The organism is Kitasatospora sp. NPDC058243, from assembly GCF_042882025.1.
Lineage (GTDB): Bacteria > Actinomycetota > Actinomycetes > Streptomycetales > Streptomycetaceae > Kitasatospora.
On record NZ_JBHVWW010000036.1, the window covers coordinates 53,054 to 77,099 of the forward strand.

Below are 24,046 nucleotides of genomic sequence, written 5' to 3' on the forward strand. Positions count from 1 at the left end.
GGGTACTCATGGACCTATGACCTCCGCCGCCGAGCCCGCACCGCCCCGCCCGGCCGCCGCCTCCCCCTCATCCGCCACCGCTACCGCCACGGCCCCCACGGCCAGCTACCGCCTCCAGCTGCAACCCGGCTTCACCCTCCACGACGCCGCCGCCGCCGTCCCCTACCTCGCCGCCCTCGGCGTCTCCCACCTGCACCTGTCCCCGCTGCTGGAGGCCGCCCCCGGCTCCACCCACGGCTACGACACCGTCGACCACGGCCGGGTCAGCGAGCAGCTCGGCGGCGAGGGCGCCCTGCGCGCGCTGGCCGCCGCCGCCCACCGGCACGGCCTGCGGCTGCTCGTCGACGTGGTGCCCAACCACATGGCGGTGCCCGTCCCCGAGCGGCTCAACCAGCCGCTGTGGCAGGTGCTGCGCGACGGCCCCGACTCGCCGTACGCGCGCTGGTTCGACATCGACTGGGCGGCCCAGCCCGGCCCCGTCGACGCCCCCGCGCGCGGCCGGGTGCTGCTGCCGCTGCTCGGCGACCGGCTCGGCGCCGTGCTGGACCAGCTGGTGGTGGACGGCGAGGTGCTGCGCTACCACGACCACGAGCTGCCGCTGCGGCCCGGCACCTCGGGGCTGCCGCTCGACGAGCTGCTCGCCCGCCAGTGGTACCGGCTCGCCTGGTGGCGGCTGGCCCGCACCGAACTGAACTACCGGCGCTTCTTCACCGTCAACGACCTGATCGCCGTCCGGGTCGAGGAGCCCGAGGTGTTCGCCGCCACCCACGCCACCCTGCTGCGGCTGCACGCCGACGGCGTCGTCGACGGCTTCCGGATCGACCACCCCGACGGGCTCGCCGACCCGCGCGGCTACCTGCGCCGCCTCGCCGGCGCCACCGGCGGGGCGTACACCGTCGTCGAGAAGATCCTCACCGGCGACGAGCGGCTGCCCGCGGACTGGCCTGTCGCCGGGACGACCGGCTACGACGCGCTGCGCCGCATCGACGGCGTGCTCACCGACCACGCGGGCGCCTGCCGGCTGGCCGGGGCGTACGCGGCGTTCCTGGCCGGCTCCGCGCCGGACGGCCAACCCTGCGCCGACCCCCACCCGGCGGTCGCCGCCGCCCGGCGCGGGCGGGCCGACATGACCGCGCCGCACGGCGAGCTGGCCGCCGAGGTCGACCGGCTGGTGCGGATCGCGCTGCGGATCGGCGCCGCCGAACCCGCGCACTCCGACCACGCGCCCTGGCAGCTGCGCGCGGCGCTGCGGCGGCTGTTCACCGGCTACCCGGCGTACCGGCCGTACGCCCGGCCCGGGGAGCCGGTGCCGCCGGCCTCCGCCGAGCAGCTGCGCGCGGCGCTGGACGGCTCGGCCGACCCGACGGACCGGCTGGTCGCCGCCCTGGCCCTCGGGGAACTGGGGAGCGGGCCGCAGAAGGACGAGTTCTGCGAGCGCTTCGCGCAGACCGCCGCCGCCGTCGCCGCCAAGGGCGTCGAGGACACCGCCTTCTACCGGTGGAACGCGCTGCCCGGCCTCAACGAGGTCGGCGGCGAGCCCGGCCGGCCGGGGCTGCCCCCGGCCCGGTTCCACGACTGGTGCCGCTACCTGGAGCGCGCCTGGCCGCACAGCATGACCGTGCTGTCCACCCACGACACCAAGCGCAGCGCCGACGCCCGCGCCCGGCTCGCCGTCCTCGCCGAGCAGCCCGAGGCCTGGGCCGCCGAGGCCGCCGCCTGGTCCACCGCCGCCGGGCCCGGCCCCCGCGGCGATCACGACCGCGAAGGCCGCCACGACGGCGAAAGCGGCCCCGACCCCGGTGCCCGCGACGGCGACTGGCTGCTCTGGCACACCCTCGTCGCCGCCTGGCCGATCGACCCCGACCGGCTCGTCGCCGCCCTCCTCAAGGCCGCCCGCGAGGCCAAGCTGCACACCTCCTGGACCACCCCCGACGCCCGCTTCGAGCAGGCGCTCACCGCGCGCGCCCGCGCCGTCCACACCAACCCCGGCCTGCTGCCCCGGATCGAGGGCCTGGTGCACGCCCTCGCCCCGTACGCCCGCGCCAACACCCTCGCCGCCGCGCTGCTGCACCTCACCGTCCCGGGCGTGCCCGACCTCTACCAGGGCAGCGAGGAGCCGCTGTACACCCTCGTCGACCCGGACAACCGGGGCGTGGTGGACCTCGGCGCGCTCGCCGTCCGGCTCACCGACGCGGCCGCCCCGCGCCCCGGCGACCTCGCCCGCGAGAAGCTGCACCTCACCAGGGCGGCGCTGCACCTGCGGCGCGACCGCCCGCTCGGGCCCTACCGGCCGCTGGCCGCCGCCGGCCCCGCCGCCGACCACCTGCTGGCCTTCGCCCGCGGCGCCGACGTGGTCACCGCCGTCACCCGGCTCCCGTACGGGCTGGACCGCGCCGGCGGCTGGCGCGGCACCGTCCTGGAGCTGCCCGAGGGCGGGCCCTGGACGGACCAGCTGACGCTGCGGACCCACCCGGCGGGCCCGGTGCCCGTCGCGCGGCTGCTGGCGGACCGGCCGGTGGCGCTGCTGACGAGGAGGAGCTGAGCGTGCGGATCTACGAGGTGTGGGCGCCCCTGGCCACCGACCGGGTCGAGGTCGAGGTCGACGGCTCCGCCCATCCACTGGCCCGGTGCCCGCAGCGCCCGGGCTGGTGGACCGGCGGCGCTCCAACCGGCGACTACGCCTTCCGCCTCGACGGCGGGCCGCCGCTGCCCGACCCGCGCTCCCCCTGGCAGCCGCACGGGCCCGACGGCCCCAGCCGCCCGGTCGACCACGCCGCGTTCCGCTGGTCGCAGACCGGCTGGCGCGGCCGCGCGCTGCCCGGCGCCGTGCTGTACGAGCTGCACATCGGCACCTTCACCCCCCGCGGCACCTTCGACGCCGCCGCCGAACACCTCGACCACCTCGTCGAGTTGGGCGTCGACTTCGTCGAACTGATGCCAGTCTGCCCGTTCCCCGGCCGGCACGGCTGGGGCTACGACGGGGTCTCGCCGTGGGCCGTGCACGAGCCGTACGGCGGGCCCGAAGGGCTGAAGCGCTTCGTCGACGCCGCCCACCGCAAGGGCCTCGGCGTGGTGCTGGACGTCGTCCACAACCACCTCGGCCCCTCCGGCAACCACCTTCCCGCGTACGGCCCGTACTTCACCGACCGGCACCACACGCCGTGGGGGGCGGCGGTCAACCTGGACGCCCCCGGCTCCGACGAGGTGCGCCGCTACCTGATCGGCAGCGTGCTCGGCTGGCTGCGCGACTACCGGATCGACGGCCTGCGGCTGGACGCCGTGCACGCCCTCGCGGACGACCGGGCCGTCCACTTCCTGGAGGAACTGTCCCACCAGGTCGAGAAGTTGGCCGTCGCGACCAACCGCCCGCTGTTCCTGATCGCCGAATCCGACCTCAACACCCCGCACACCACCGCCCCGCGCGCGGCCGGCGGCCAGGGCCTCACCGCGCAGTGGAGCGACGACTTCCACCACGCCCTGCACTGCGCGCTCACCGGCGAATCCCAGGGCTACTACGGCGACTTCGCGCGCCACCCGCTCGCCGCCCTCGCCAAGACGCTCACCCGCGGCTTCTTCCACGACGGCACCTGGTCCGGCTTCCGCGGCCGCGGCCACGGCCGCCCCTTCCCGCCGGACGGCGGACACCGGCTGCTCGGCTACCTCCAGACCCACGACCAGATCGGCAACCGGGCCCTCGGGGACCGCATCTCCACCTGCCTCACCACCGGTCGGCTCGCCTGCGGCGCCGCGCTGGTGCTCACCTCGCCGTTCACCCCGATGCTGTTCATGGGCGAGGAGTGGGGCGCGGCCACCCCCTGGCAGTACTTCACCGACCACACCGACCCGCAGCTCGCCGAGGCCGTCCGGCAGGGCAGGCGCCGGGAGTTCACCGACCACGGCTGGGCCGCCGAGTCCGTCCCCGACCCGCAGGAGCCCGCCACCGTCCTGCGCTCCGTCCTCGACTGGACCGAGCCCCGGCGCGCCCCGCACGCCGAACTCCTCACCTGGCACCGGACGTTGATCCGGCTGCGCCGCGACCGGCCGGAGCTGTCCGACCCCGGCCTCGACGCGGTACGGGTGGCGTACGACGAGGCGGCGCGCTGGCTGGTCGTGCACCGGGGCCGGTACCGGATCGCCGTCAACCTCGGCCCCACCGAGGCCGCCCTGCCACTGGACGGGACCGGGCGCGAACTGGTCGCGGCCTTCGGGGCGGCGGCACTGGACGGGACGGCGACACTGGACCGGACGGCGGTACGGCTGGGGGCGGACGCGGTGGCCATCGTCGCGGTGGCGGTCGGCGCGGTCTGACCCGCCACGCGCGTCACCAGAGGAAGGTGCCGATCCGCTCCCGCAGCGAGGCCGCGTCCAAGCCGTAGGCGCTCAGGTGCTCCGGGATCGAGCCGTAGTGCCGGTGCTCCTCGCGCGGCACGCCCAGGCCCAGCACCCGGTGCGGGCGGTCGGCCAACGCGGCGTGCGCCTCGTTCGCCGAGGTGCCCGCCAGGTACGGCTCCACCAGCACCACGTCCGCCCGCTCCCCCACTGCCGCCCGCAGCCCGGCCGCGTCGAAGGGGCGCACCGTCGCCGCGTACAGCACGGTGGCGTCCAGGCCCTCGGTGGCCGCGAGCACCGCGTCCAGCATCGGCCCGACCGCGAGGACCACGCCGCGCGAGCCCTGCCGCGCAGTGGTGAACCGGCCCGCCTCGACCGGCAGGGCCTGCGCGTTCTGGTGCGCCGAGAGGCGGACGTAGACGTTGCGGTCGCCGTCCGCGACGGCGTGGCGCAGCAGCTGCTCGGCCTCGTCCGGGTGGCCCGGCACATGGACCGTCCAGTCCGGCAGGGTGTCCAGCAGGGCGACGTCGCCCGGGGACATGTGGGTGCGGCCGCCGGCCGGCCAGTCGTAGGAGCCGGCCGCGCTCACCAGGACGGCGCCGACGCCCTGGTGGACGAGGTCCAACTTGACCTGCTCAAAAGGCCGTTCGATCAGGAAGCTGGCGAAGGTGTGGGCGATCGGACGCATCCCGGTCAGCGCCAGGCCGCCGGCCGCGCCGATCAGCAGCTGCTCGCGGATGCCGACGTTGACCACCCGGTCCGGGTGGCGCTGCTGGGCCGGGGCGAAGGCGGCCGCGGTGATGTCGGCGAGCACCACGGCCAGCCGGGGGTCCTCGTCCAGCAGGCGGCTGGTGACGTCGATGAAGCGGTCGCGCATGGTGTCCATCGGTGAAGTGCCTTTCGGTGCGTGCTGGTTGGCGCGTGCGTGCTGGTTTGGCGCTTGCGTGAGGGTTCGCGGGCTCAAGGGTTCTCGGGCTCAGGAGGTCTCGGGCTCAGGAGTCCTTGGGCTCGACCCGGGCGACCACCACGTGCGGGCGGCCCGGGTGCTCGGCGGTGTAGGCGCGGTACAGCGCCTCCTGGTCGCGGCCGTCCACCGTCGCGGTGGACCAGCCCTCGGCCGCGAACCGGGCCGCGATGCCGCCGTGCCAGCCGTGCGTGGCCGAGGAGTTGTCGATCACCACCACGTGCAGCCGCTCCAGCCCGTACGCACCGGCGAAGGCCACCGCCTCATGGTTGGAGCCCTCGTCGAACTCGGCGTCGCCGACCAGCACCCACACCGCCGGGTCGGTCAGGCCCTGCGCCCGCAGCCCGAGCGCCGTGCCGACGCCCAGCGGCAGGCCGTGCCCGAGCGAGCCGGAGGCGATCTCCACCCCGGGGACGAGCATCCGGTCCGGGTGGTGGCCGAGCGGAGAGTCGTAGCCGCCGAAGCTCGGCAGCACCCCGGGGTCGATGAAGCCCTTGGCCGCGAGCACCGCGTAGTACGCCATCGGGCCGTGGCCCTTGGAGAGCAGGAAGCGGTCCCGGTCCTGCGCCCCGGCCCGCTCCGGGCTCACCCGCAGGACCCGGTCGTAGAGCACCCAGAGCGCGTCCAGGGTGGAGGTGGCGGCCGGGCCGTGCTTCTCGTCGCCGGTCATCAGGCCCATCAGCGCCGGCAGGTCCTCGAAGCGGGTGGTTTCCGCGAGGTCCGCGGTTGCGTTCGTCGTCATGACCACGATGGTGCAACTTAAAGTCGACTTGAGGTCAAGCGGCTAGAGTGGGTGCCCATGACCGCGACCCCGGACCACGGCCGAGCACCCGGCCCGCACCGCGACGACCTGCTCACCATCGGCCAACTCGGCCACCGCAGCGGCCTCGCCGCCTCCGCCCTGCGCTACTACGAGAGCCTCGGCCTCATCCACGCCACCCGCACCGCCGGCGGCCAGCGCCGCTACCCCCGCGGCACGCTGCGCCGGATCGCCTTCGTCCGCGCCGCCCAGCGCGTCGGACTCTCCCTCGACGAGGCCCGCGTCGCCCTCGACCGGCTCCCCGAGCGCCCCGCCCCCAGCGGCGCCGAGTGGGACCGGGTCGCCGAATCCTGGCAGAGCCGCATCGACGAGCAGATCGCCGAACTCCAGCGCCTCAAGGCCAAGCTGACCGGCTGCATCGGCTGCGGCTGCCTCTCCCTCTCCCGCTGCTCCCTCTACAACGCCGCCGACCGCGCCGCCGACACCGGCCCCGGCGCCCGCTACCTGCTCACCCGCGACCCGGCCGGCGGCCCGGAACCCCTCTCCCCCGCCGCCACCGACGCCTGCGGGCCCCACTGAACCGCTCCTTCCCGCTCCCGCCCCACCTCGGTCGGGCGCCGGGTCAACCGGCCCCGGCCGTGAAAAGCCTTTGCCGCAGCGGCGCCGGCCTGCCTACCGTGCGCCCATGCTGCCGGTGGTGGAGACGGAAGAACAGTGGGCCGCGATCGTGCGCGACGAGGCGGTGATGCGCCCCGGAGCCGAGGCACTCTGCGCCGAACTCGGCCTCGCCGGGCTGCCGTTGGAGCGCTTCGCGGAAGGGTCCGTCCCCGTCTACGCGGTGGGCGACGCGCACGTCCTCAAGCTGTTCCCCGCCTCCGGCGCCGAGGGCGGCGTCACCGAGGAGCGCGTCCTCACCCGCCTCCAGGGCGCCCTGCCGATCCCCACTCCCGACGTACGGGCCGCCGGCGCCCACGTCAACGGCTGGCGCTACGTGCTGATGTCACGGCTGTCCGGCGAGGGCCTGGCCCCCGCCTGGCCGCGGATCCCGCAGGCCGACCGGGAGCGGATCGCCCACGACTGCGGCCGGGCCCTGGCCGCCCTGCACGCCCTCGACCCCGGACCGCTCGCCGACACCCTCGGCCCCGGCGACTGGGGCGCCTTCCTGGGCCGCCAGCGGGCCGGGGCGGTGGCCCGCCAGCGCGAACGCGGCCTGTCCGAAGCCTGGCTGGAGCAGATCCCGGACTTCCTGGCCGCCGCGCCGCTGCCCCGGGCGCCGCAACGCGCCCTGCTGCACACCGAGTTCATGCGCGAGCACCTGCTCGTCGACCCGGCCGACGGCTGGCGCCTCACCGGCCTGCTCGACTTCGAACCCGCCATGGTCGGCGACCCGGCCTACGACCTCGTCGCCGTCGGCCTGTTCACCACCCGCGCCGACCGCCGCCTGCTCGGCCGCCTCCTCGCCGGCTACGGGCGCGGCTTCGACCCGCGCCTGCTGATGGCGTACACGCTGCTCCACGTGTACAGCCACCTGCCGTGGTACCTGAGGGAGTTGAAGCCCTCCGCGCGGACGCTGGACGCCCTCGCGGAGGAGTGGTTCGGGGTCGCCTAGGTCTCAGGAAGCGGCCGGGGGTCGGTGCGCAGCAGGCTGTAGAGGACCATGTCCCGCCATTGGCCGTCCCGGAAGCCCCTGCTGCGCTGGACGCCCTCGCGGACGAAGCCGCACTTCTCCAGCGCGCGCTGCTCGGCGAGGTTGGCGTCCTCGGTGTCCGCCTCCAGCCGCATCACCGGGGTGTGGGCGAACAGGTATTCCACCAGCAGCCGTTGGGCCTGCGTGCCGACGCCCCGGCCGCGTGCCTCCGGGCGGAGCATGATGCCGAGGTTCCAGTACGGCGCCAGGTCCACCAGGCCGGCCCGCCGCCAGCCGACGAATCCGGCGAACTCGCCCCCCACGAGCACCGCGAGCATCGACTGCTCGGGCGCCAGCAGGCCGCTCTCCCTCCAGAGGCGCCGGATCCGCCCGGGGTCGCGCCACCCGAACCACTGGAACGGGCCCACCGCCTGGGGGTCATGCAGCAGCGCTTCGAGCGGGTCGAGGTCGGCTTCGCCGATCGGTCTGAGGGACACCGGTGCGTCGTTCATGCAGACCCCAACGGTCCGCGACCGGGCCCGGGTTCCCCGCGGCGCACGCCTTCAGGCGGTGATCGACCGGGCGAGCCGGAAGCCGACGTCGTCGATCCGCAGGGTGGGGTGGCTGCGGCGGCGGACGGAGGCGCGGCAGCTCCAGTGCTCGTCGAACCAGCCGCCGCCGCGCAGCACGCGGTAGCCGCCGTACACCTCGGCGTCGTACACGTCCCAGCACCACTCCCACACGTTGCCGAGCAGGTCGTACAGGCCGAAGCCGTTGGGGCGCAGGCCGCCCACCGGGTGCGGGCGCTCGTCCGAGTTGCCGCGGTGCCACGCGATCTCGTCGAGCGGCCCGTAGCGGGGGCCGTCCGTTCCGGCGCGGCAGGCGTGCTCCCACTCGGCCTCGGTGGGCAGCCGGTAGCCGTCGGCGGCGCGGTCCCAGGTGGCGGACTCGCCGTCGAGCCGGTAGGCCGGCGCCAGCCCGTCCCGCCGGGACAGGTCGTTGCAGTAGCGGACGGCGTCGTACCAGGAGACGCTGTCGGCGGGGAGCCGGTCGCCGGCCCCGGCGCCGTACTGCTCGCGGGTGACCGGACAGGCCGCCAGCTCGTAGGGGGCGAGCTCGACGGTCCAGCTCCGCTGCGTACGGCGGTCCGACAGCGTGACGCGGCCGGGCGGGACGGCGATCAGGTCGGTTCGGGTGCTCGCATCCATGGGCCGCGATCCTAGCCCGTGGGATGATCAATGTCCTTTCCGCTCTTCACACCTGACGATCAGGAGTGGCACCGCCATGAGTTCCGTCCCGCCGGACCCTTCGACTCTCCACCCGGTGGCCGGGCAGCCGCGCGTGGTGCTCCTCAAGCCGTTGGTGACGTCCCCGCTGATCGACGTCGGCGACTACTCCTACTACGACGACCCGGACGACGCGACCGCGTTCGAGACGCGCAACGTGCTCTACCACTACGGCCCGGAGCGGCTGGTCATCGGGAAGTTCTGCGCGCTGGGCACGGGGGTCCGGTTCATCATGAACGGGGCGAACCACCGCATGGACGGCCCCTCGACCTTCCCGTTCCCCATCATGGGCGGAAGCTGGGCCGAGCACTTCGACCTGATCACCGGCCTCGCCGGCCGGGGGGACACGGTGGTCGGCAACGACGTCTGGATCGGCTACGGCGCCATGGTGATGCCCGGCGTGCGCATCGGCCACGGCGCGATCATCGCCTCCGGCGCCGTCGTCGTCGACGACGTCCCCGACTACGGGATCGTCGGCGGCAACCCGGCCAAGCTCATCCGCACCCGCTACGCCGAGGCGGACATCGCCCGCCTGCTCGCCCTCGCCTGGTGGGACTGGCCGACCGAGCACCTCACCCGGCACCTGCGCACCGTCATGTCCGGCACCGTCGACGACCTCGAAGCGGCCGCGCCGGGAAGGTGAACATGCCGCGCTCATCGCCAGGCCCCCTGGCATCACCCGTACGCCGGCCCGAGGATGGTGTCCGTCCGTACGAAGGCCGGCGAAAGGCGACGACGATGGCGGGTACGAAGGTCAGCACGGTCGTGGAGGCTCCGGCCGAACAGGTGTGGGAGCTGCTGGGGGACTTCCACAACCTCGGCGGCTGGCACCCGGGCCTGCCGGCCAGCAGCCTCGGCAACGAGCTGACGGGCAACGCGATCGGGTCGGTCCGGGTGTTCGAGATCGACGGCGCGGCGCTGCACGAGACGCTGGTCGCCTACGACGAGGACGCCCGCAGCTACACCTACAGCTTCCCCGAGGGGACGTTCGAGCTGTACGGCTACCGGGCGACACTGCGGGTCACCCCGGTCACCGCGCTCGACGCCAGCTTCGTGGAGTGGAGCGCCACCTACGACGTCGACGCCGAGCACCGCAAGGACTCCACCGACCGCCTCCACGGGGTGTTCACGGCCGGCCTGGCGGCCCTGCGCGAGCGGTTCGCCGGCTGACGGCGGCGGGCCGTCCGGGACGTCAGCGCCCCATCACCGCGTAGAGCGCGACCAGCGACCAGCCCAGCAGCGACAGCACCCCCACGGTCCACCCGAGGACGGCCGCCGTCTGGCCGTACTCGGGGCCGCGGGCGCGCTGGAACGCGGCCACCAGCGCGGGGATCGCGGCGACCGGCAGGAACAGGAAGGCCGCCAGCATGAGCCACGCGCCGAACCCGATCACGAACCAGATGCCCACGAACAGCAGCGGCACCGAGGCGACCGCCACCACCGCGCCCGCCGCCGCACAGGCGATCCGGAACGGGCCGAGCTCCCGGTAGCACACCGGCACGGCGGCGGCCGCAGCGCTGACCAGCGCGATCACGTGCAGGAACGAGAACGAGCCGCCCAGGCCGAACGCCACCGCCACGAGCGCCAGCGGGAGCAGACACACCGCGGCCGCCAGCCCCGCCAGCACCCTCGCACTCCCCGGCACCACGGCCACGGCTCCCCCTTGCGCCCACTTATTTGAACGCGTTCAAAGCTAGCACGCACCACGCCGGGAGGAGCGACAGGGCCGGCCCGTCGCGCGACGGCTCACCATTCGCCTCCGGAGGGCGTCCAGCCGAGACGCAGGTGGTGGAGGGAGTCGGGGAGAACGACAGGGAGGTCGAGCGGGCCCGCACTGGCGAGGTGACCGGCGACGAAGCGGTCGGCGGACGGGCCGGTGAGGTAGCGCTCGAACCAGAGCCACTGGGGGCGGCTCATGGGCTGGAACTGGAGGGAACGCCAGAGGGCGTCGAGCGCCTTGGGGAGGAGGGCGTAGATCGTCGGCGGCATCAGACCGCCGGTGATCTCGGCGGTGACCAGGCGGTCCTCGTTCACGCCACACGCTCCACGGGGGCGGAGGAGGCGGCGGCGGAACCGATCTCCGACCACACGATCTTGCCGATGGGCACGCGCGGGCAGCAACCCCAGCGCTCGGACAGGAGCTTGACGAGGAGAAGGCCCCGCCCGGACTCGTCTTCGGCGGACGCAGGGCGAAGGAGCGGCGCGCGGTCACGGCGCGCGTCGTGCACCTCGATGCGCAGTCGCGAGGGGATGAGGGAGAGGGAGAGCCACAGCCGGTTGCCGATCGGAGTGCCATGCACGACGGCATTGGTGACGAGCTCGGAGACCACCAACAGACCGGAGTCCGCGAAGAGTTCACCGGCGGGGGTCGAGTCGAGGAGCCGCAAGAGCACCTGCCGGGCCTTCGCCGGCGACCGCCGACTGCGCAGCAGCCAGCAGCTGGACACGAACTCGGGGGGATTGTCAGGCGATTCGAACATGGCGAAGCCACCTTCGGGAGCGAGTGGAGAAGATCCAAGGCCGAGCTGCCGACTCGGCGGGCTTCCACGACCAGCGCAGCACCCAGCACGAGGCGCCGGAATGCGCGCCCACCGACCTGCACAGGTGTTCACAGTCAGCTAGCACTCCGTTACTCAAAGCATGATGCACGCCACATCGGAAGCGCAAGGCAAGTCGAGCAAATATGAAAACTTTCACCTTGAACGGCAAGGCGTCGCCCTTAGACTCCCCGAAGGTGGTGGCGAAGCATCACATACGCCGTGCACACTGGTTCTTGGAAGCTTTGAAGGGGTCACATAGATGGCGGTCGCAGTACCAGCCGTGCGATACCGGCGCATCGCAGCCGAGCTCAGGCGACTTCGCGAGCTCAAGAACCTGTCGGCCGAAGAGGTGGCGGCCCAGGTCGACGGCGTCAACCTGGTGAAGCTCAGCAGATACGAGAACGCCCGCGTCCAGCTCAAGCCGGATGTCGTCCGCGCGCTGCTCGACTTCTACGAGTGCGACGAGGAGCTCAAAGAGGTCCTCGTCGAGATCCTTCGAGACAAGCGGCGTCCCGGCTGGATCGCGGGCTACGAGCAGTTGAACCCGCTCTACACGGATCTGATCCGCCTCGAAGAAACCGCAGTGGGTAACAAGTCATATCAGTCTGCCTACATCCCTGGCCTGCTCCAGACGCGCCAGTACGCTCACGCCATCATCTCCAGCGGCGTCATAGAGAAGCCCAGCGTCGAAGAGCGAGTCGAAGTCCGGATCAACAGGCAGTCCGTCCTGACTCGATCCGAGAACCCGCTGAAGCTATGGGCCGTGATCCACGAGTCGGCCCTGACCATGAGCGCCGCCCCAGGCGTGATGGCTGACCAGCTGGACAAGCTGCTGCAGTTCAGCCGGCTCCCCAACATCAGGATCCAGGTCATGCCGGCCATGGCTCCGCCGCACCCCGGCATGACCGGGCCGTTCGCACTCCTGGAGTTTCGGCAACGCGATCTCGACCTGGTTCTGCTCAGCGGAATGCTCAGCAGCGACTGGGTCGAGGACCCGGACCAAGTCGATGTCTATCGAGCGGCGTTCGACGAAATCATGGCAACCGCCTTGGCCCTCGACGAGTCGCGTAGCCTCATCACACAGAAGAGAGACATGCTCAAGTGACCCACTTCCCTGTCGCCTCCGCACTCCCCGTCCAGTGGAGGAAGGCAAGCGCCAGTAACCCGAACGACGACTGCGTCGAAGTAGCCGACGGCTTCACCGGCGTCGTCCCGGTCCGCGACAGCAAGGACCCGCACGGCCCGGCCCTCAGCTTCAGCCCCGAGGCCTGGCAGTCCTTCATCGCCGCCGTCCAGGCGGGCGAGCTCCCGGCAGCTCGCTAGCCTCAACTGTCCTGGGCGGCCCCATGCCGAGCACGGGGCCGCCCCCGGATTGACGTCCACACCCGGTCCACGACACCGTTCCAAGTGCATCGACTCGCGCTCCCAGCCTTCTTCCAGCGACCTGCCAGCCTCTCATCGACTTCTCATCCGGCACCCCTAGCCTCCGCCAGATGAACGTCTCCCTGCTCGGCGGCTGGTTCCCCTGGGCCGTCCAGGCCGTGGCCCTCGCCCTGTTCCTGGCCGCGCTCGGCTGGCGGGACCGGGCCTGGCGGCTGAAGTGGGGCCCGGTCGCCCTCGGGACGGCGCTGCTGCTCACCGCCCTCGCCGCCGTCGGGGTGCTCACGCTCGCCGGGATCACCGATCCGATCCCGTTCGGGGTGTGGCTGTGGGGCGGGATCGCGGTCGCGGCGGTCAGCGCGCTCGGGTTCGGCTGGCGGGGCGCCCGCTGGTGGCGCCGGGCGCTCGCGCCGCCGGCCGCGCTGCTCGCCCTGTTCTGCGCCGCCAACAGCGTGAACATCGCCACCGGCTACTACCCGACCCTCGACGACGCGATCGGCGAACTGAGCGGGCAGCCGCTGCCGGAGCAGATCACGCTCGCCGAACTCGGCTCCCTGCACGGGAAGACGAAGACCGGCCGCATCGTCCAGGTGGACATCCCGAGCACGGCCAGCGGCTTCACCCACCGCCAGGAGCTCGTCTACCTGCCGCCCGCGTGGTTCCGCAGCCAGAACCGGCCGAAGCTGCCGGCGCTGGAGCTGATCGGCGGCGAGTTCGCCGCGCCCGACAACTGGATCCGCTCCGGCAACGCCGTGAGGACCGCGGACGACTTCGCCGCGAAGCACAACGGTTTCGCGCCGATCCTCGTCTTCGTCGACGCGACCGGCGGCTTCCGGGTCGACACCGAGTGCGTCGACGGCCCGCACGGCAACTCCGAGAGCCACCTGCTCAAGGACGTCCCGCCGTTCGTCCAGAAGACCTTCAACGCCGCCACCGACCCGCACAAGTGGGGCGTGGCCGGCTGGTCCATGGGCGGCACCTGCGCCGTCGACCTCACCGTCGAACACCCCAACGTCTTCACCCACTTCGGCGACTTCTCCGGCGACAAGGGCCCCTCCACCGGCGACAAGGACCACACCGTCCAGGAGCTGTACGGCGGCGACGCGGCCGCCTGGGCCGCCCACGACCCGCTGACCGTCCTCGCCCACCACCCCAAGTACCAGGGCGTCTCCGGCTACTTCGGGCAGGGCGACGAGGAGCACGGCCAGATCGAGTCCGCCAAGGCCCTCAACGACGCCGCCCGGAAGGACGGCATCCGCACCACCACCGCCGTCGGCTCCGGCAAGCACACCTGGCAGACCGGCGCCGCCACCTTCGCCCAGGCCCTCCCCTGGCTCGCCCAGCAGCTCGGCGTCCCCGGCACCCACGCCTGATCCGCCACCGGTCCGGGGGCGCGCCGTGCCGGGCCGGGCCTGGCGGGCCACCCGGCGGGAGGGCGGCGGATCCGGTCGGGGGAAAGCCTTGGCATCGGCCGTCCGCCGCGACCGGCCGCGGGCCCGCACGGGCGGGTCGGCCGGGGCTGCGGCCGACCGGCAAACCCCCGCCCGACAGGGGGAATCCGCGACCGCGCGCCGTCCCGCCGACCGGTCGGGCGCCGAGGGCCCGCCATACCTTCCGACACGCCCGCACACACGTTCACCACCAACGCCCCCGCAGCGGCCGGGGAAGGCGGCCTACCCGCCGGTATCCCGCTTTGCTCCCGGCGGCCCGGTGGCATAAGTTTCGACCGCCGTCGACGCAGCCGACCCCGACCGCCCCTCGGAACAGAGGAGCGCAGCGGGCCGGCGGCCGGGCGGCAGAACGTACGGGGGAAGGGAACAGCCATGCCGAGTGCCCGCATCCGCGAGGCGACCGGGCAACGGGAACGGGCGGACGGCGCCGCGCACACACGGCCCGGGACCACCGCGGGCCCGGCCCCGGGCCACTCGGCCCGCTCGGGCCGCTCGGGCCGCTGACCCGGCGCCACGCCCCGACCACCACCACAGAACCACCACAGACGGCCCCGCGCACCGCCGAGGCGGCGCACGGGGCGGACGGCAGGTCGGCCCGTCCGGCACAGGGGACCGGACGGACCGACCGCCGCACCAGCACAAAAACCAAAGGGTCAGAGGCCGAGGCTGCTGAGCGCGGTGGTCCAGTCGGTCACGATGGCGCTGCGGGCGTCGTCGAGGCCGACCGTGCCCTTGCAGACCGCGTTCTTCAGCTTGGTCTCGACGCCGTCCTTGCCGGTCGCGGTCTGGCTGCCGTAGCGGGGCTCGGGCCAGAGGTTGCGCGGGTCGCGCGGGGCGCCGCCGAGCTCCAGCGGGACGAAGTGGTCCTCCTCGTAGTCGGACAGGTTGGTGTCCGCGTAGCCGTACTGCGCGATCTGCTGCGCCTTCAGCGCGTTGGTGTAGCTGGTCGGCGGGCGGACGGTGGAGGTCCAGCCGGAGACGCAGATGGTCTGGCCGATGGTGGCCTGGGTGACGTCCGGGTTGTAGGCGCCCGGCGTGCAGGACGGGTCGGGCAGCGGCAGGTAGGCCTGCGAACAACTCGCCGCGAGCGGACGGATCTTGACGGGTGAGCCCTTCGCGGGGGCGGCCTGCGCGGTGCCGGCCGCGAGCCCGGCGGCGGCGAGGACGGCCGCCGCGGCGACGACGGTGAGACGCTGACGGAGCATCATGTGGGGAGATCTCCTAGGCCTTGCCCGGCCTCTCGCCGGACGACTGTGCCCATGACAGCACCACCCATGCGACCACCGTCAGTCCCAGGACGTGAACGACCGGTGATCGCGCCTCCACAAACACCGCGGGCGCCCGGCGCGATCCGGGGAGCGGGCTCAGGGCGTGCCCGACAGCAGCCGCGCCAGCAGCGCGGCCGGCCCCTCCGGCAGGCTGCCGTGCACCAGTTCGGTGCGGTGCACCAGCCGCGGGGCGGCGATCGGCACGGACGCGACGCCGGGCGCCCCGGCGAGGACGGACGCCGGGAGGAGGCTGAGCCCGTGTCCGGTGGCGACCAGGGCGAGCAGCCCGTGCACGTCGGTGCCCCGGTAGCGGGTGGCGGGGCGGAAGCCGTCGACGCCGGCGGCGGCGCGCAGCCGGGCGGCGGTCGGGGTGAGGTCGGGGGCGTCGAGCCAGCGGGCGGCGGAGAGGTCGGCGAGCGCGACGCCGGTGCGGCCCGCGAGGGGGTGGCCGGCCGGGAGGGCGACGGCGACGGGCTGCTCGTCGACGGCGACGGTGGTGAGCGGGCCGACGTCGGGCAGCGGCAGCGGGTCGCTGGGGGCGGCGAGGCCGTCGATCAGGGCGAGGTCGACCTCGCCGGTGGCGACCTGGGCGGGCAGCGCGTCCTGGGCGAGGACCCGGACGACGAGGTCGGCCGCCGGGTGGGCCCGGCGCACCTCGCCGAGTGCGCGCCCCAGGGTCGCTCCGACTGCCAGCGGGGTGGCGCCGAGCACCAGCCGGGCGCTCGGGGCGCCGGCCAGGCGTGCGACGTCGGCGCGCGCCGCCTCCAGTCGGACCAGCAGGGGCGCCGCGTGCTCCAGCAGCCGCAGGCCGGCCTCGGTCGGGCCGACCGGGCGGCGGCTGAGCAGGCCGGTCCCGAGGTCGGCCTCCAGGGCGGCGATCTGCTGGGAGACCGCGGACTGGGTGTATCCGAGTTCCCGCGCGGCCTCGGAGAAGGAGCCGAGGCGGGTGACGGTGACGAAGGTGCGCAGCTGCTGCGGATCCACGGCAGTCATCAACTCTTCTGATCGATGGGTAAGAAATCATCGTTGGCGCTGATCTCGGGTGCGGGGTCAGGATAGTCCCATGACCTACCTCACCCCGCGGATCGCCCTGGTCGGCGACCGCTCCCCCGCCGTCCGCTCGCACGCCCGCATCCCCGGGCTGCTCGACGCCCTCGCCGAGCGCGAGCAGCTCGTCCTGGACGCCTACTGGATCCCCACCGAGGACGCCGGGGCGCCCGGCGCCCTGGACGGCTTCGACGCCGTCTGGCTGCTCCCCGGCAGCCCCTACCGCAGCGAGGCGGGCGCGCTGGCCGCCGTCCGGACCGCCCGCGAGCGCGGCATCCCCTTCCTCGGCACCTGCGCCGGGTTCCAGCACGCGGTGCTGGAGTACGCCCGCAACGTCTGCGGCCTCGGCGGGGCCGTCCACGGCGAGGAGCACCCGGAGCGGGACGAGCAGGTGATCGTGCCGCTGGCCTGCTCCCTGGTCGGCCACGAGGGGGCGGTCGCGATCACCCCCGGCACGCTCGCCGAGCGCGTCCTCGGCACCACCCGCACCCTGGAGCGCTACCACTGCGCGTACGGCCTCAACACCGACTACCTGGACCGGCTGCGCGCGCACGGGCTGCGGTTCAGCGGCGCGGACGGCGCGGGCGAGGTGCGCGTCCTGGAACTGCCGGGCCACCCGTTCTTCCTCGCCTCGCTGTTCCAGCCGGAGCTGTCCGGCGACGGCACCCGGGCGCACGCCATGATCCGCGCGCTGGCCGGCGCCGCCGTCGCCCACGCGGCGGGCTCGCCGGCCTCGACCGACCGAACGGCCACCGACCCGACCGCCACCGACCCGGGCACCGACCCGAGCACCACCACCTTGGAGGCCACCGCATGACCGCCACCGAGATCGCCGGAGTCCGGATCCCCGACAGCCGCCTCGCCACCGAGGCCACCGAGCTGGTCCGGGACGCCACCACCGAGCTGCTGTACCACCACTCCCGCCGGGTCTACCTGTTCGGCGCCCTCCAGGGCCGCCGCCGGGGGCTCGACTTCGATCCCGAACTGCTGTACCTGGCCGCGATGTTCCACGATCTCGGCCTGGGCCCCGAGCACCACGCCTCCGGTCGGCGCTTCGAGGTGGACGGCGCCGAGGCCGCCGCCGCGTTCCTGCGCGGGCACGGGGTGGACGAGCGGCGGGTGCGCCTGGTGTGGGAGGCGATCGCCCTGCACACCACGCCCGGCATCCCGGAGTTCCTGGAGCCGGAGATCGCGCTGACCACCGCCGGGGTGGAGCTGGACGTGCTCGGCATCGGGTACGCGGACCTCGCCGCCGCCGACCGGGACGCGGTGGTCGCCGCCCATCCGCGCCCGGACTTCAAGCGCGGCATCCTGCGCGCCTTCCACGACGGCGTCGCGCCCAAGCCGGAGACCACCTTCGGCAACGTCAAGGCGGACGTCCTCGCCCACTTCGACCCGGACTTCGAGCGGACCGACTTCGTCGCCGTGATCGAGAACTCCGCCTGGCCGGAGTGACCCCGCCCGGCCCCGCGCCCGCCCAACCCCCGCCCCCACTCCCACTCCCACCCCCACCCCCACCCCCACAGGGCACGTCACATCGGCAGCGAGCGCAACCGCACCGGCCCCTCCGGCCACCCGGCGCCCTCCGCCAGCGGCGCCCACATGGTGCGCAGCGGCATCACCGCCAGCCGCCCCTCGGGCTGCTCCACCGTCACCTCCTCCGCGACCTCGCGGAATCCGAGCCCCCGGTAGAACGTGGCCAGCGGCGGGCGGCAGAACAGCAGCGCGTGGCGGTGGCCGAGGGCGCGGGCATGGCCGAGGGCGGCCCGGACCAAGGCCTGCGCGAGGCCGGCGCCGCGCCGGTCGGGGGCGACGGCGACGCCGCCGACGCCGACCGCCGTCAGGTCGGTGCCGCCGACGGTGAGCGGGAGCGGCAGCAGCCCGGTGTGCGCGACGAGCCGGCCGTCGGCGGCCCGGACGCCGAAGTGGATGTCCTTGGGCAGCCAGGCCAGTCCGGTGTAGGCGACGCCGTACGGGTCGTCGCCGGGGCCGAGGATCTCGTCCTGGTCGGCGCGGGTGTACTGCGGCAGCCGGACGACGGTCGGCGGCTCGGGAGAGAAACGATCATCCATCCGACCATGATCCCTTCCGGGGAAGGCGAATTCCAGGCTGTTCCCGGCCACTGCGGCCCGCTCGCCACCCCGGGCCGGACGGGGTGTGCGAGCATGCCCCCATGCGCCAGCCCACCCAGCAGCGGCCCCGACTCCGGCGCCCCACCGGCCGGTTGGACCCCACCCGTCACCAGCACCACCCGTCCACCGACCAGCCCCACGCCGCCCACCACGCCGACGCCACCCACCAGACCGACGCCGCCGACCAGTTGGACTCCGCCCTCGCCGCGGTGCCGCTGCCGGGCCCGCCGCTGCGCCTGCCCGGCCCGGTCGTCGCACTCGGGCCGACCGCCCTGGTGCTGCTGGTGCTCGTCCCGCTCGCCGCGGGCGACCCCGACATCGGGCCGACCACCTCGGCGCCGGTCAACGCGGGCCTGGTGGCGGCCGGCGCGCTCGCCCTCGCCGTCCGCCGTCGGTACCCGGCGGCCGTCGCCGCCGTCACCCTGCTGGGCGGCCAACTCCCACTCGCCGTCGCCCTCTACGGGCTGGCCACACGGCGCGGCGCCACCCGGGTGCTGGCCGTCCTGGCCGCGCTGGCCGGGGTGCGCCTGCTCGTCCCCATGGACCTCGGGGACGTCAGCAGCCTCTCCGCCCTCGCCAACCTGGCCGAGGACCCGCTGGTCTTCGGCGCCGTCCCGCTCGCGCTCGGCCTCACCGCCCACCAGCGCGCCCGCGCCGTCACCGCGCTCGCCGAACGCAACCGGCTGCTGGAAGCAGCCCGCCGGTACGCCGAGGAGCGCGCCGCCGCCGCCGAACGCGCCCGGCTCGCCCGGGAGATGCACGACGTCGTCTCCAACCGCGTCTCCCTCATCACCCTGCACGCCGGCGCCTGCCAGGTCGCGGCCGCCGACGACCCGACGGCCGTCCGGGAGACCCTCGGCCTGATCCGCGCCCTCGGCCTCCAGGCCCTCACCGAACTGCGCGGCCTGCTCGGCGTCCTCACCCCGGCCTCCGACCAGGGCCCCTCACTGCACGGGCTGCCCGCCCTGGTCGAGGAGTCCCGCCAGGCCGGACTCGCCGTCGACCTCACCCTCACCGGCCCCGCCGAAGGACTGCCCGCACCCGGACCGGCCGTGCAGTACGCCACCTACCGGATCGTCCAGGAAGCCCTGACCAACGCCCACAAGCACGCCCCGGCCGCCGAGGTCGCCGTCACCGTCGAGGTCCACCCGGACGGGCTGCGCCTGGACATCGTCAACTCCCCCGCCACGGCCGCCGACCCGGACGGGCCCCGGCTGCCCTCCGGCGGCCACGGCCTGGACGGCATGCGCACCCGCGCCGACGACCTCGGCGGCACGCTGCAGGCCGGCCCCACCACCGAGGGCGGCTTCGCCGTCCGGGCCCGCCTGCCGCTGACCGCCGCCTGAACCTCAGGCAGCGGCGGCGCGCTTCACCAGCTCCGCCCACACCTCGTCGACCCGGGGCGCGAGCGCCTCCAGCGGCCCGCCGTTGTCGATCACCACGTCGGCGATCGCCAGCCGGTCCGCCCGCGAGGCCTGCGCGGCCATCCGGGCCCGGGCCTCCTCCTCGGCCATCCCGCGCAGCCGCACCAGCCGCTCCACCCGCACGTCGTCGGCCGCGTCGACCACCACGACCAGGTCGTACAGGGGGGCGAGGCCGTTCTCAGCGAGCAGCGGCACGTCGTGCACCACCACCGCGTCCGGCGCGGCCGCGGCCTCCAGTTCGGCGGACCGGGCGCGCACCAGCGGGTGGACGATCGCGTTCAGCGCCTGGAGCCGCGCCGGGTCGGCGAACACGATCGCGCCGAGGGCCGGGCGGTCGAGCGCGCCGTCCTCGCGCAGCACCTGCGGCCCGAACTCGGCGGCCACGGCCGCCAGACCGTCCGTCCCGGGCGCGACCACCTCGCGGGCGATCACGTCGGAGTCCACGATCACCGCGCCGTGGGCGGCGAAGAGCCGGGACACCTCGCTCTTGCCGGCGCCGATGCCACCCGTCAGTCCGATCTTCAGCATGGCGTCAGGCTACCGGCGCCCGGACCGCCGACGCCATGGACCGGCCACCCGGCCCAGGCCCCCGGCACCGTCAGCCCAGCTCCAGGCTCTCGCCCTCCCCCAGCACGGTCAGCTCCGCGCCGGTGCCCGGCCCGTCGGGCCCGAGCAGCCGGGTGGCGATCATGTGCCCGATCGGGCTGAGGGTCGCCTCGTGCACCGGCACCGCCACCCGCGGGCCCGCCTCCCGGACGTAGTCGACGACCTCACCGGCCTTGCTCCACGGCGCCGCGAGCGGCAGCAGCAGGGTGTCCACCGCGTGCGGCGGCACGGTGAAGGCGTCGCCGGGGTGGAACAGCCGGCCGTCGAAGAGGAAGCCGATGTTCTTCACCTGCGGGATGTCCCGGTGGATGACCGCGTGCCATTCGCCGTGCACACTCACCCCGACCCCGCCGACCTCGAAGGCGTCGCCCTCGCCGACCACGGCGACGCGCTGCGCCACGCCGTCCAGTTGGGCGGCCACCGCGCTGTTGGTCCACACCCGAAGGGCCGGGTCGGCCTCCAGGGCGGCGCGCAGCCGGGCCTCCTCGAAGTGGTCCATGTGCTCGTGGGTGATCAGGACGGCGTCGGCCCCGGTCAGCGCGGCGGGGTCGGTGAACGCCCCGGGGTCGACGACGACGGTCGTCCCGTCGTGCTCCAGGCGTACGCAGGCGTGTCCGAACTTGGTGATCCTCATGCGGCCGACCATACAGCAGGACTGCACAGTTTTGCTGTGGAGATTCCCGGTAGGCTTCTCCCATGAACAGTCCGGCTCCCGAAACCCTCGAACTCGCCGCCGAGCTGCGCGCCGCCATCGGCGACCTGGTCCGCTCCCTGCGCCCGGGCGACGAGCTGCCGCAGAACCAGGCCGGCGTCCTCGGCGTCCTCGTCCGCGACGAACGCGCCTGCACCGTCGCCGAACTCGCCGAGCACCAGCGCGTCCGCCACCAGTCGATGGCCCGCACCGTCGCCCTGCTGACCGAGGCCGGGCTCGTCGCCCAGCAGCCCCACCCCACCGACGGCCGGAAACTGCTGGTCACCGCGACCGGAGCGGGCCGCGCCGCCCTGCTGGAGCAGCGCGCCCGCCGGGAGGAGCGGATCGCCACCGCCATCGAGGCCCGCCTCACCCCCGAGGAGCGGCTGGCCCTGAGGGCGGGCGTCGACCTACTGCGCCGACTGCGCTGAGCCCACCAGGTCCCTGGCCTCCGGCCGCGGGGCCGGGACGGCCGTCGCGCCGAGGGCCGCCTCGCCGACAGCCGCCTCGCCGACGGTCGGCAGTTCGACGTGCTCGCTCAGCCCGAAGCGCCGGTGCAGGCGCCGCAGCGGGGCGGGCGCCCACCAGTTGAACTCGCCGAACAGGCTCATCGCGGCGGGCACCAGCAGGCAGCGCACCAGGGTGGCGTCCACCGCGACGGCGACGGCCAGCGCGATGCCCATCTGCTTGACCATGAGCATGTCCCCGAGGGCGAACCCGGCGAACACGATCACCATCAGCAGCGCCGCCGAGGTGATGATCCGGCCACTGCGCTGGACCCCGAGCTCCACCGCCCGGGTGCAGCTGTGGCCCTTGTCCCGCAGTTCCTTGATCCGGGCGAGCAGGAACACCTCGTAGTCCATGGACAGCCCGAACGCGAAGGCGAAGACCAGCACCGGTATGAAGGTCTCCAGCCCGCCGGTGGGGCTGAAGCCGAGCAGCCCGCTGAAGTAGCCGTCCTGGAACACCAGGGTGAGCGCGCCGAGCGAGGCGCCCAGCGACAGCAGGTTCATCAGCAGCGCCTTGACCGGCATGACCACCGAGCCGGTCATCAGGAAGAGCAGCACCAGCGTGCCGACCGCGACCAGTCCGAGCGCCCAGGGGCCCCGCGACATCAGCTCGTCCTTGAAGTCGACGACCGAGGCCGCGCCGCCGGTGACGTAGGTCTTCAGCCCGCCGCGGTCGTCCCGCAGTTCCTGGACGACCTGCTTGGCCTGGTGGCCCTGCGGGTCGCCGTGGACGAGCACGTCGACGGTGGACACCGAGTCGCTCACCGGGGTCACCGCCCGCACCCCGGCGACCCCGGGCAGCTTGGCGACGACGTCGTCCGCGTACGCCTGGGCGACGGGCGCGCCGCCCTCGACGACGACGGTGATCGGCGCGGCCGCGGCCTGCGGGAAGCGCTGGTCGACGGCGTCGGCGACCTGCCGCCCGGCCGAGGAGGCGGGCAGCACGGCGGCGCCGGAGTTGCGCATGTCGGCGTGCAGGAAGGGTGCGCCGGCGGCCATCAGCAGGGCGACGCAGGCGAGCGCGACCGGCACCGCCCGCTTGCCGACCCGGCGGACGGTCCGGCTGAAGAAGCCCTCGTCGGGGACGGGCGCGGCGGGCGCCTTGATCCGGGAGCCGGCGAAGCCGAGCAGCGCGGGGATCAGGGTCAGCGCGGCGGCGACCGCGATCACGACCACGCTCACCCCGGCGGCGGCGACCGCGCCGAGCACCGGGCTGGTGAAGACGAACAGGCCGGAGAGCGCGACGGCGACGGTGAGGCCGGAGAAGGCGACGGTGCGCCCGGCGGTCGCGGCGGTGCGTTCGACGGCGGCGGCGATGCCCGCGCCGTGCCCGCGTTCCTCCCGGAAGCGGTTCACCATGAGCAGCGCGTAGTCGATCGAGAGTCCGAGCCCGAGCACGGTGGCGATCGGCAGCACGCTGGTGTCGATGTCCATGATCCGGCTGAAACCGAACATGGCCAGCAGCGCGCCGCCCACCGAGGCGACCGCGCCGATCACCGGCAGGCTGGCCGCGGCGAGGCCGCCGAAGACCAGCACCATGACGACCAGGGTGAGCGGCAGCGTCACCATCTCGCCGAAGCGGGTGTCCTGTTCGGTCTGCTTCTTGACCTCGTCCTGGAGCACCAGGTCCCCGCCGACGGTGACGTGGGCGCCGGCCTCGCCGTTCAGGGCGGCGAGGCGCTGGGTGACGGCGTCGGTCTGGGCGGAGGTGCTGGTGTCGGCCATCCGTACGGTGACCAGGCTCGCGGTGCCGTCGGCGGAGCGCAGTGCGGCGGGTGCCGGGCCGGTGCCGTAGGCGTCGAGCGCGGAGGAGACGCCGGGGAGGGCGGCGAGGTCGGCGGTGGCCTTGGTGACGGCGGCCCGTACGGCCGGGTCGTCGACCGGTTTCCCGTCCACGACGGCGGTGACGGTGCCGCGGGCCGGGTCGGTCGCGGGGGAGGACGCGACGGCCCGATCAGCCTCTGTGGTGGGGGAGGGGGGGACAGCCACCATCCCCTCCCCAACCCACCCACCGACCACCCCACCCCCCACC

General features: G+C 74.3%; 26 protein-coding genes. 13 read left to right on the forward strand and 13 right to left on the reverse strand.

Annotated features, from left to right (window positions below; translation table 11 throughout):
- Nucleotides 1-16: 16 nt before the first annotated feature.
- Nucleotides 17-2,542, forward strand: coding sequence for a malto-oligosyltrehalose synthase (treY, locus tag ACFVX9_RS23200; protein WP_387983244.1), 2,526 nt, complete (start codon nucleotides 17-19; stop codon nucleotides 2,540-2,542).
- A gap of 8 nt (nucleotides 2,543-2,550) precedes the next feature.
- Nucleotides 2,551-4,308, forward strand: a complete 1,758-nt coding sequence (gene treZ, locus ACFVX9_RS23205; protein ID WP_387983270.1) for a malto-oligosyltrehalose trehalohydrolase — start codon at nucleotides 2,551-2,553, stop codon at nucleotides 4,306-4,308.
- Nucleotides 4,309-4,321: 13 nt separating this feature from the next.
- Here treZ and ACFVX9_RS23210 read toward each other — a convergent pair whose 3' ends face one another.
- On the reverse strand, nucleotides 4,322-5,215 hold the full coding sequence (locus ACFVX9_RS23210; protein ID WP_387983245.1) for a transketolase family protein: 894 nt from the start codon (nucleotides 5,213-5,215) through the stop codon (nucleotides 4,322-4,324).
- 106 nt (nucleotides 5,216-5,321) lie between these two features.
- Entirely contained in the window at nucleotides 5,322-6,035 is a 714-nt protein-coding gene (locus ACFVX9_RS23215; protein WP_387983246.1) for a transketolase, read from the reverse strand.
- Between the two features lie 57 nt (nucleotides 6,036-6,092).
- Here ACFVX9_RS23215 and soxR point away from each other — a divergent pair, with 57 nt between their 5' ends.
- A complete protein-coding gene (gene soxR / locus ACFVX9_RS23220; protein WP_363368653.1) occupies nucleotides 6,093-6,632 on the forward strand; it encodes a redox-sensitive transcriptional activator SoxR in 540 nt (179 codons plus the stop codon).
- 106 nt (nucleotides 6,633-6,738) lie between these two features.
- On the forward strand, nucleotides 6,739-7,662 hold the full coding sequence (locus ACFVX9_RS23225; RefSeq protein ID WP_387983248.1) for a phosphotransferase family protein: 924 nt from the start codon (nucleotides 6,739-6,741) through the stop codon (nucleotides 7,660-7,662).
- Here ACFVX9_RS23225 and ACFVX9_RS23230 read toward each other — a convergent pair.
- The gene (locus ACFVX9_RS23230) at nucleotides 7,659-8,192 is read right to left on the reverse strand and encodes a GNAT family N-acetyltransferase (RefSeq protein WP_387983250.1); all 534 of its coding nucleotides are present in this window, start codon (nucleotides 8,190-8,192) and stop codon (nucleotides 7,659-7,661) included. The genes ACFVX9_RS23225 and ACFVX9_RS23230 overlap by 4 nt on opposite strands.
- 51 nt (nucleotides 8,193-8,243) lie before the next feature.
- On the reverse strand, nucleotides 8,244-8,888 hold the full coding sequence (locus ACFVX9_RS23235; protein WP_380372488.1) for a formylglycine-generating enzyme family protein: 645 nt from the start codon (nucleotides 8,886-8,888) through the stop codon (nucleotides 8,244-8,246).
- Between the two features lie 76 nt (nucleotides 8,889-8,964).
- Here ACFVX9_RS23235 and ACFVX9_RS23240 point away from each other — a divergent pair, with 76 nt between their 5' ends.
- Nucleotides 8,965-9,609 carry a CatB-related O-acetyltransferase gene (locus ACFVX9_RS23240; protein ID WP_387983252.1) on the forward strand — a complete coding sequence of 215 codons (645 nt, stop codon included), beginning with the start codon at nucleotides 8,965-8,967 and terminating at the stop codon, nucleotides 9,607-9,609.
- 95 nt (nucleotides 9,610-9,704) lie between these two features.
- The gene (locus ACFVX9_RS23245) at nucleotides 9,705-10,136 is read left to right on the forward strand and encodes an SRPBCC family protein (RefSeq protein WP_387983254.1); all 432 of its coding nucleotides are present in this window, start codon (nucleotides 9,705-9,707) and stop codon (nucleotides 10,134-10,136) included.
- Between the two features lie 22 nt (nucleotides 10,137-10,158).
- Here ACFVX9_RS23245 and ACFVX9_RS23250 read toward each other — a convergent pair whose 3' ends face one another.
- From ACFVX9_RS23250 to ACFVX9_RS23260, 3 genes are all read right to left on the reverse strand, one after another.
- Nucleotides 10,159-10,620: a hypothetical protein gene (locus tag ACFVX9_RS23250; protein ID WP_371516531.1), complete on the reverse strand. Its 462-nt coding sequence runs from the start codon at nucleotides 10,618-10,620 to the stop codon at nucleotides 10,159-10,161.
- Between the two features lie 92 nt (nucleotides 10,621-10,712).
- Nucleotides 10,713-11,000, reverse strand: coding sequence for a hypothetical protein (locus ACFVX9_RS23255; protein ID WP_380372497.1), 288 nt, complete (start codon nucleotides 10,998-11,000; stop codon nucleotides 10,713-10,715).
- A complete protein-coding gene (locus tag ACFVX9_RS23260) occupies nucleotides 10,997-11,446 on the reverse strand; it encodes an ATP-binding protein (RefSeq protein ID WP_380372499.1) in 450 nt (149 codons plus the stop codon). The genes ACFVX9_RS23255 and ACFVX9_RS23260 overlap by 4 nt, the downstream gene beginning before the upstream one ends.
- Before the next feature lie 319 nt (nucleotides 11,447-11,765).
- Here ACFVX9_RS23260 and ACFVX9_RS23265 point away from each other — a divergent pair, with 319 nt between their 5' ends.
- From ACFVX9_RS23265 to ACFVX9_RS23275, 3 genes are all read left to right on the forward strand, one after another.
- A complete protein-coding gene (locus ACFVX9_RS23265) occupies nucleotides 11,766-12,611 on the forward strand; it encodes a helix-turn-helix transcriptional regulator (RefSeq protein WP_363368636.1) in 846 nt (281 codons plus the stop codon).
- Nucleotides 12,608-12,829, forward strand: a complete 222-nt coding sequence (locus ACFVX9_RS23270) for a DUF397 domain-containing protein (protein WP_380372504.1) — start codon at nucleotides 12,608-12,610, stop codon at nucleotides 12,827-12,829. The genes ACFVX9_RS23265 and ACFVX9_RS23270 overlap by 4 nt, the downstream gene beginning before the upstream one ends.
- Before the next feature lie 170 nt (nucleotides 12,830-12,999).
- On the forward strand, nucleotides 13,000-14,259 hold the full coding sequence (locus tag ACFVX9_RS23275; protein ID WP_387983257.1) for an alpha/beta hydrolase: 1,260 nt from the start codon (nucleotides 13,000-13,002) through the stop codon (nucleotides 14,257-14,259).
- A 731-nt stretch (nucleotides 14,260-14,990) separates the two neighbouring features.
- Here ACFVX9_RS23275 and ACFVX9_RS23280 read toward each other — a convergent pair.
- Nucleotides 14,991-15,545 carry a hypothetical protein gene (locus tag ACFVX9_RS23280; RefSeq protein ID WP_380337910.1) on the reverse strand — a complete coding sequence of 185 codons (555 nt, stop codon included), beginning with the start codon at nucleotides 15,543-15,545 and terminating at the stop codon, nucleotides 14,991-14,993.
- A 156-nt stretch (nucleotides 15,546-15,701) separates the two neighbouring features.
- Nucleotides 15,702-16,598, reverse strand: a complete 897-nt coding sequence (locus ACFVX9_RS23285; protein ID WP_387983258.1) for a LysR family transcriptional regulator — start codon at nucleotides 16,596-16,598, stop codon at nucleotides 15,702-15,704.
- 70 nt (nucleotides 16,599-16,668) lie between these two features.
- Between ACFVX9_RS23285 and ACFVX9_RS23290 the strand changes: the two genes are divergently transcribed.
- Together ACFVX9_RS23290 and ACFVX9_RS23295 are read left to right on the forward strand one after the other, a co-directional pair.
- Nucleotides 16,669-17,469, forward strand: coding sequence for a hypothetical protein (locus ACFVX9_RS23290; protein ID WP_387983259.1), 801 nt, complete (start codon nucleotides 16,669-16,671; stop codon nucleotides 17,467-17,469).
- The gene (locus tag ACFVX9_RS23295; RefSeq protein WP_380372516.1) at nucleotides 17,466-18,107 is read left to right on the forward strand and encodes an HD domain-containing protein; all 642 of its coding nucleotides are present in this window, start codon (nucleotides 17,466-17,468) and stop codon (nucleotides 18,105-18,107) included. Before ACFVX9_RS23290 ends, ACFVX9_RS23295 begins: the two co-directional genes overlap by 4 nt.
- 77 nt (nucleotides 18,108-18,184) lie before the next feature.
- Here ACFVX9_RS23295 and ACFVX9_RS23300 read toward each other — a convergent pair whose 3' ends face one another.
- Complete coding sequence (locus ACFVX9_RS23300; RefSeq protein WP_063347129.1) at nucleotides 18,185-18,724, reverse strand: GNAT family N-acetyltransferase; 540 nt, start codon at nucleotides 18,722-18,724, stop codon at nucleotides 18,185-18,187.
- A gap of 101 nt (nucleotides 18,725-18,825) precedes the next feature.
- On the opposite strand from ACFVX9_RS23300, the gene ACFVX9_RS23305 reads away from it, so the two are divergent.
- Nucleotides 18,826-20,130 (forward strand): sensor histidine kinase, encoded by a 1,305-nt coding sequence (locus ACFVX9_RS23305; protein ID WP_387983261.1) that lies wholly within the window; start codon nucleotides 18,826-18,828, stop codon nucleotides 20,128-20,130.
- Between the two features lie 3 nt (nucleotides 20,131-20,133).
- Here ACFVX9_RS23305 and coaE read toward each other — a convergent pair whose 3' ends face one another.
- On the reverse strand, nucleotides 20,134-20,736 hold the full coding sequence (gene coaE, locus ACFVX9_RS23310; RefSeq protein ID WP_380337925.1) for a dephospho-CoA kinase: 603 nt from the start codon (nucleotides 20,734-20,736) through the stop codon (nucleotides 20,134-20,136).
- Nucleotides 20,737-20,806: 70 nt separating this feature from the next.
- Entirely contained in the window at nucleotides 20,807-21,448 is a 642-nt protein-coding gene (locus ACFVX9_RS23315) for an MBL fold metallo-hydrolase (protein WP_387983263.1), read from the reverse strand.
- A gap of 62 nt (nucleotides 21,449-21,510) precedes the next feature.
- Between ACFVX9_RS23315 and ACFVX9_RS23320 the strand changes: the two genes are divergently transcribed.
- On the forward strand, nucleotides 21,511-21,936 hold the full coding sequence (locus ACFVX9_RS23320) for a MarR family winged helix-turn-helix transcriptional regulator (protein WP_380372530.1): 426 nt from the start codon (nucleotides 21,511-21,513) through the stop codon (nucleotides 21,934-21,936).
- On the opposite strand, the gene ACFVX9_RS23325 is transcribed toward ACFVX9_RS23320, so the two are convergent.
- Complete coding sequence (locus ACFVX9_RS23325) at nucleotides 21,916-24,006, reverse strand: MMPL family transporter (RefSeq protein WP_387983264.1); 2,091 nt, start codon at nucleotides 24,004-24,006, stop codon at nucleotides 21,916-21,918. The two genes, ACFVX9_RS23320 and ACFVX9_RS23325, sit on opposite strands and share 21 nt — an antisense overlap.
- Between the last annotated feature and the right edge of the window lie 40 nt (nucleotides 24,007-24,046).

Coding starts and splice junctions, on each gene's coding strand:
- treY (WP_387983244.1), top strand. CDS start 17: ATGACCTCCGCCGCCGAGCCCGCACCGCCCCGCCCGGCCGCCGCCTCC.
- ACFVX9_RS23210 (WP_387983245.1), bottom strand. CDS start 5,215: ATGGACACCATGCGCGACCGCTTCATCGACGTCACCAGCCGCCTGCTG.
- ACFVX9_RS23215 (WP_387983246.1), bottom strand. CDS start 6,035: ATGACGACGAACGCAACCGCGGACCTCGCGGAAACCACCCGCTTCGAG.
- soxR (WP_363368653.1), top strand. CDS start 6,093: ATGACCGCGACCCCGGACCACGGCCGAGCACCCGGCCCGCACCGCGAC.
- ACFVX9_RS23225 (WP_387983248.1), top strand. CDS start 6,739: ATGCTGCCGGTGGTGGAGACGGAAGAACAGTGGGCCGCGATCGTGCGC.
- ACFVX9_RS23230 (WP_387983250.1), bottom strand. CDS start 8,192: ATGAACGACGCACCGGTGTCCCTCAGACCGATCGGCGAAGCCGACCTC.
- ACFVX9_RS23235 (WP_380372488.1), bottom strand. CDS start 8,888: ATGGATGCGAGCACCCGAACCGACCTGATCGCCGTCCCGCCCGGCCGC.
- ACFVX9_RS23240 (WP_387983252.1), top strand. CDS start 8,965: ATGAGTTCCGTCCCGCCGGACCCTTCGACTCTCCACCCGGTGGCCGGG.
- ACFVX9_RS23245 (WP_387983254.1), top strand. CDS start 9,705: ATGGCGGGTACGAAGGTCAGCACGGTCGTGGAGGCTCCGGCCGAACAG.
- ACFVX9_RS23260 (WP_380372499.1), bottom strand. CDS start 11,446: ATGTTCGAATCGCCTGACAATCCCCCCGAGTTCGTGTCCAGCTGCTGG.
- ACFVX9_RS23265 (WP_363368636.1), top strand. CDS start 11,766: ATGGCGGTCGCAGTACCAGCCGTGCGATACCGGCGCATCGCAGCCGAG.
- ACFVX9_RS23275 (WP_387983257.1), top strand. CDS start 13,000: ATGAACGTCTCCCTGCTCGGCGGCTGGTTCCCCTGGGCCGTCCAGGCC.
- ACFVX9_RS23280 (WP_380337910.1), bottom strand. CDS start 15,545: ATGATGCTCCGTCAGCGTCTCACCGTCGTCGCCGCGGCGGCCGTCCTC.
- ACFVX9_RS23285 (WP_387983258.1), bottom strand. CDS start 16,598: ATGACTGCCGTGGATCCGCAGCAGCTGCGCACCTTCGTCACCGTCACC.
- ACFVX9_RS23290 (WP_387983259.1), top strand. CDS start 16,669: ATGACCTACCTCACCCCGCGGATCGCCCTGGTCGGCGACCGCTCCCCC.
- ACFVX9_RS23295 (WP_380372516.1), top strand. CDS start 17,466: ATGACCGCCACCGAGATCGCCGGAGTCCGGATCCCCGACAGCCGCCTC.
- ACFVX9_RS23300 (WP_063347129.1), bottom strand. CDS start 18,724: ATGGATGATCGTTTCTCTCCCGAGCCGCCGACCGTCGTCCGGCTGCCG.
- ACFVX9_RS23305 (WP_387983261.1), top strand. CDS start 18,826: ATGCGCCAGCCCACCCAGCAGCGGCCCCGACTCCGGCGCCCCACCGGC.
- coaE (WP_380337925.1), bottom strand. CDS start 20,736: ATGCTGAAGATCGGACTGACGGGTGGCATCGGCGCCGGCAAGAGCGAG.
- ACFVX9_RS23315 (WP_387983263.1), bottom strand. CDS start 21,448: ATGAGGATCACCAAGTTCGGACACGCCTGCGTACGCCTGGAGCACGAC.
- ACFVX9_RS23320 (WP_380372530.1), top strand. CDS start 21,511: ATGAACAGTCCGGCTCCCGAAACCCTCGAACTCGCCGCCGAGCTGCGC.
- ACFVX9_RS23325 (WP_387983264.1), bottom strand. CDS start 24,006: ATGGTGGCTGTCCCCCCCTCCCCCACCACAGAGGCTGATCGGGCCGTC.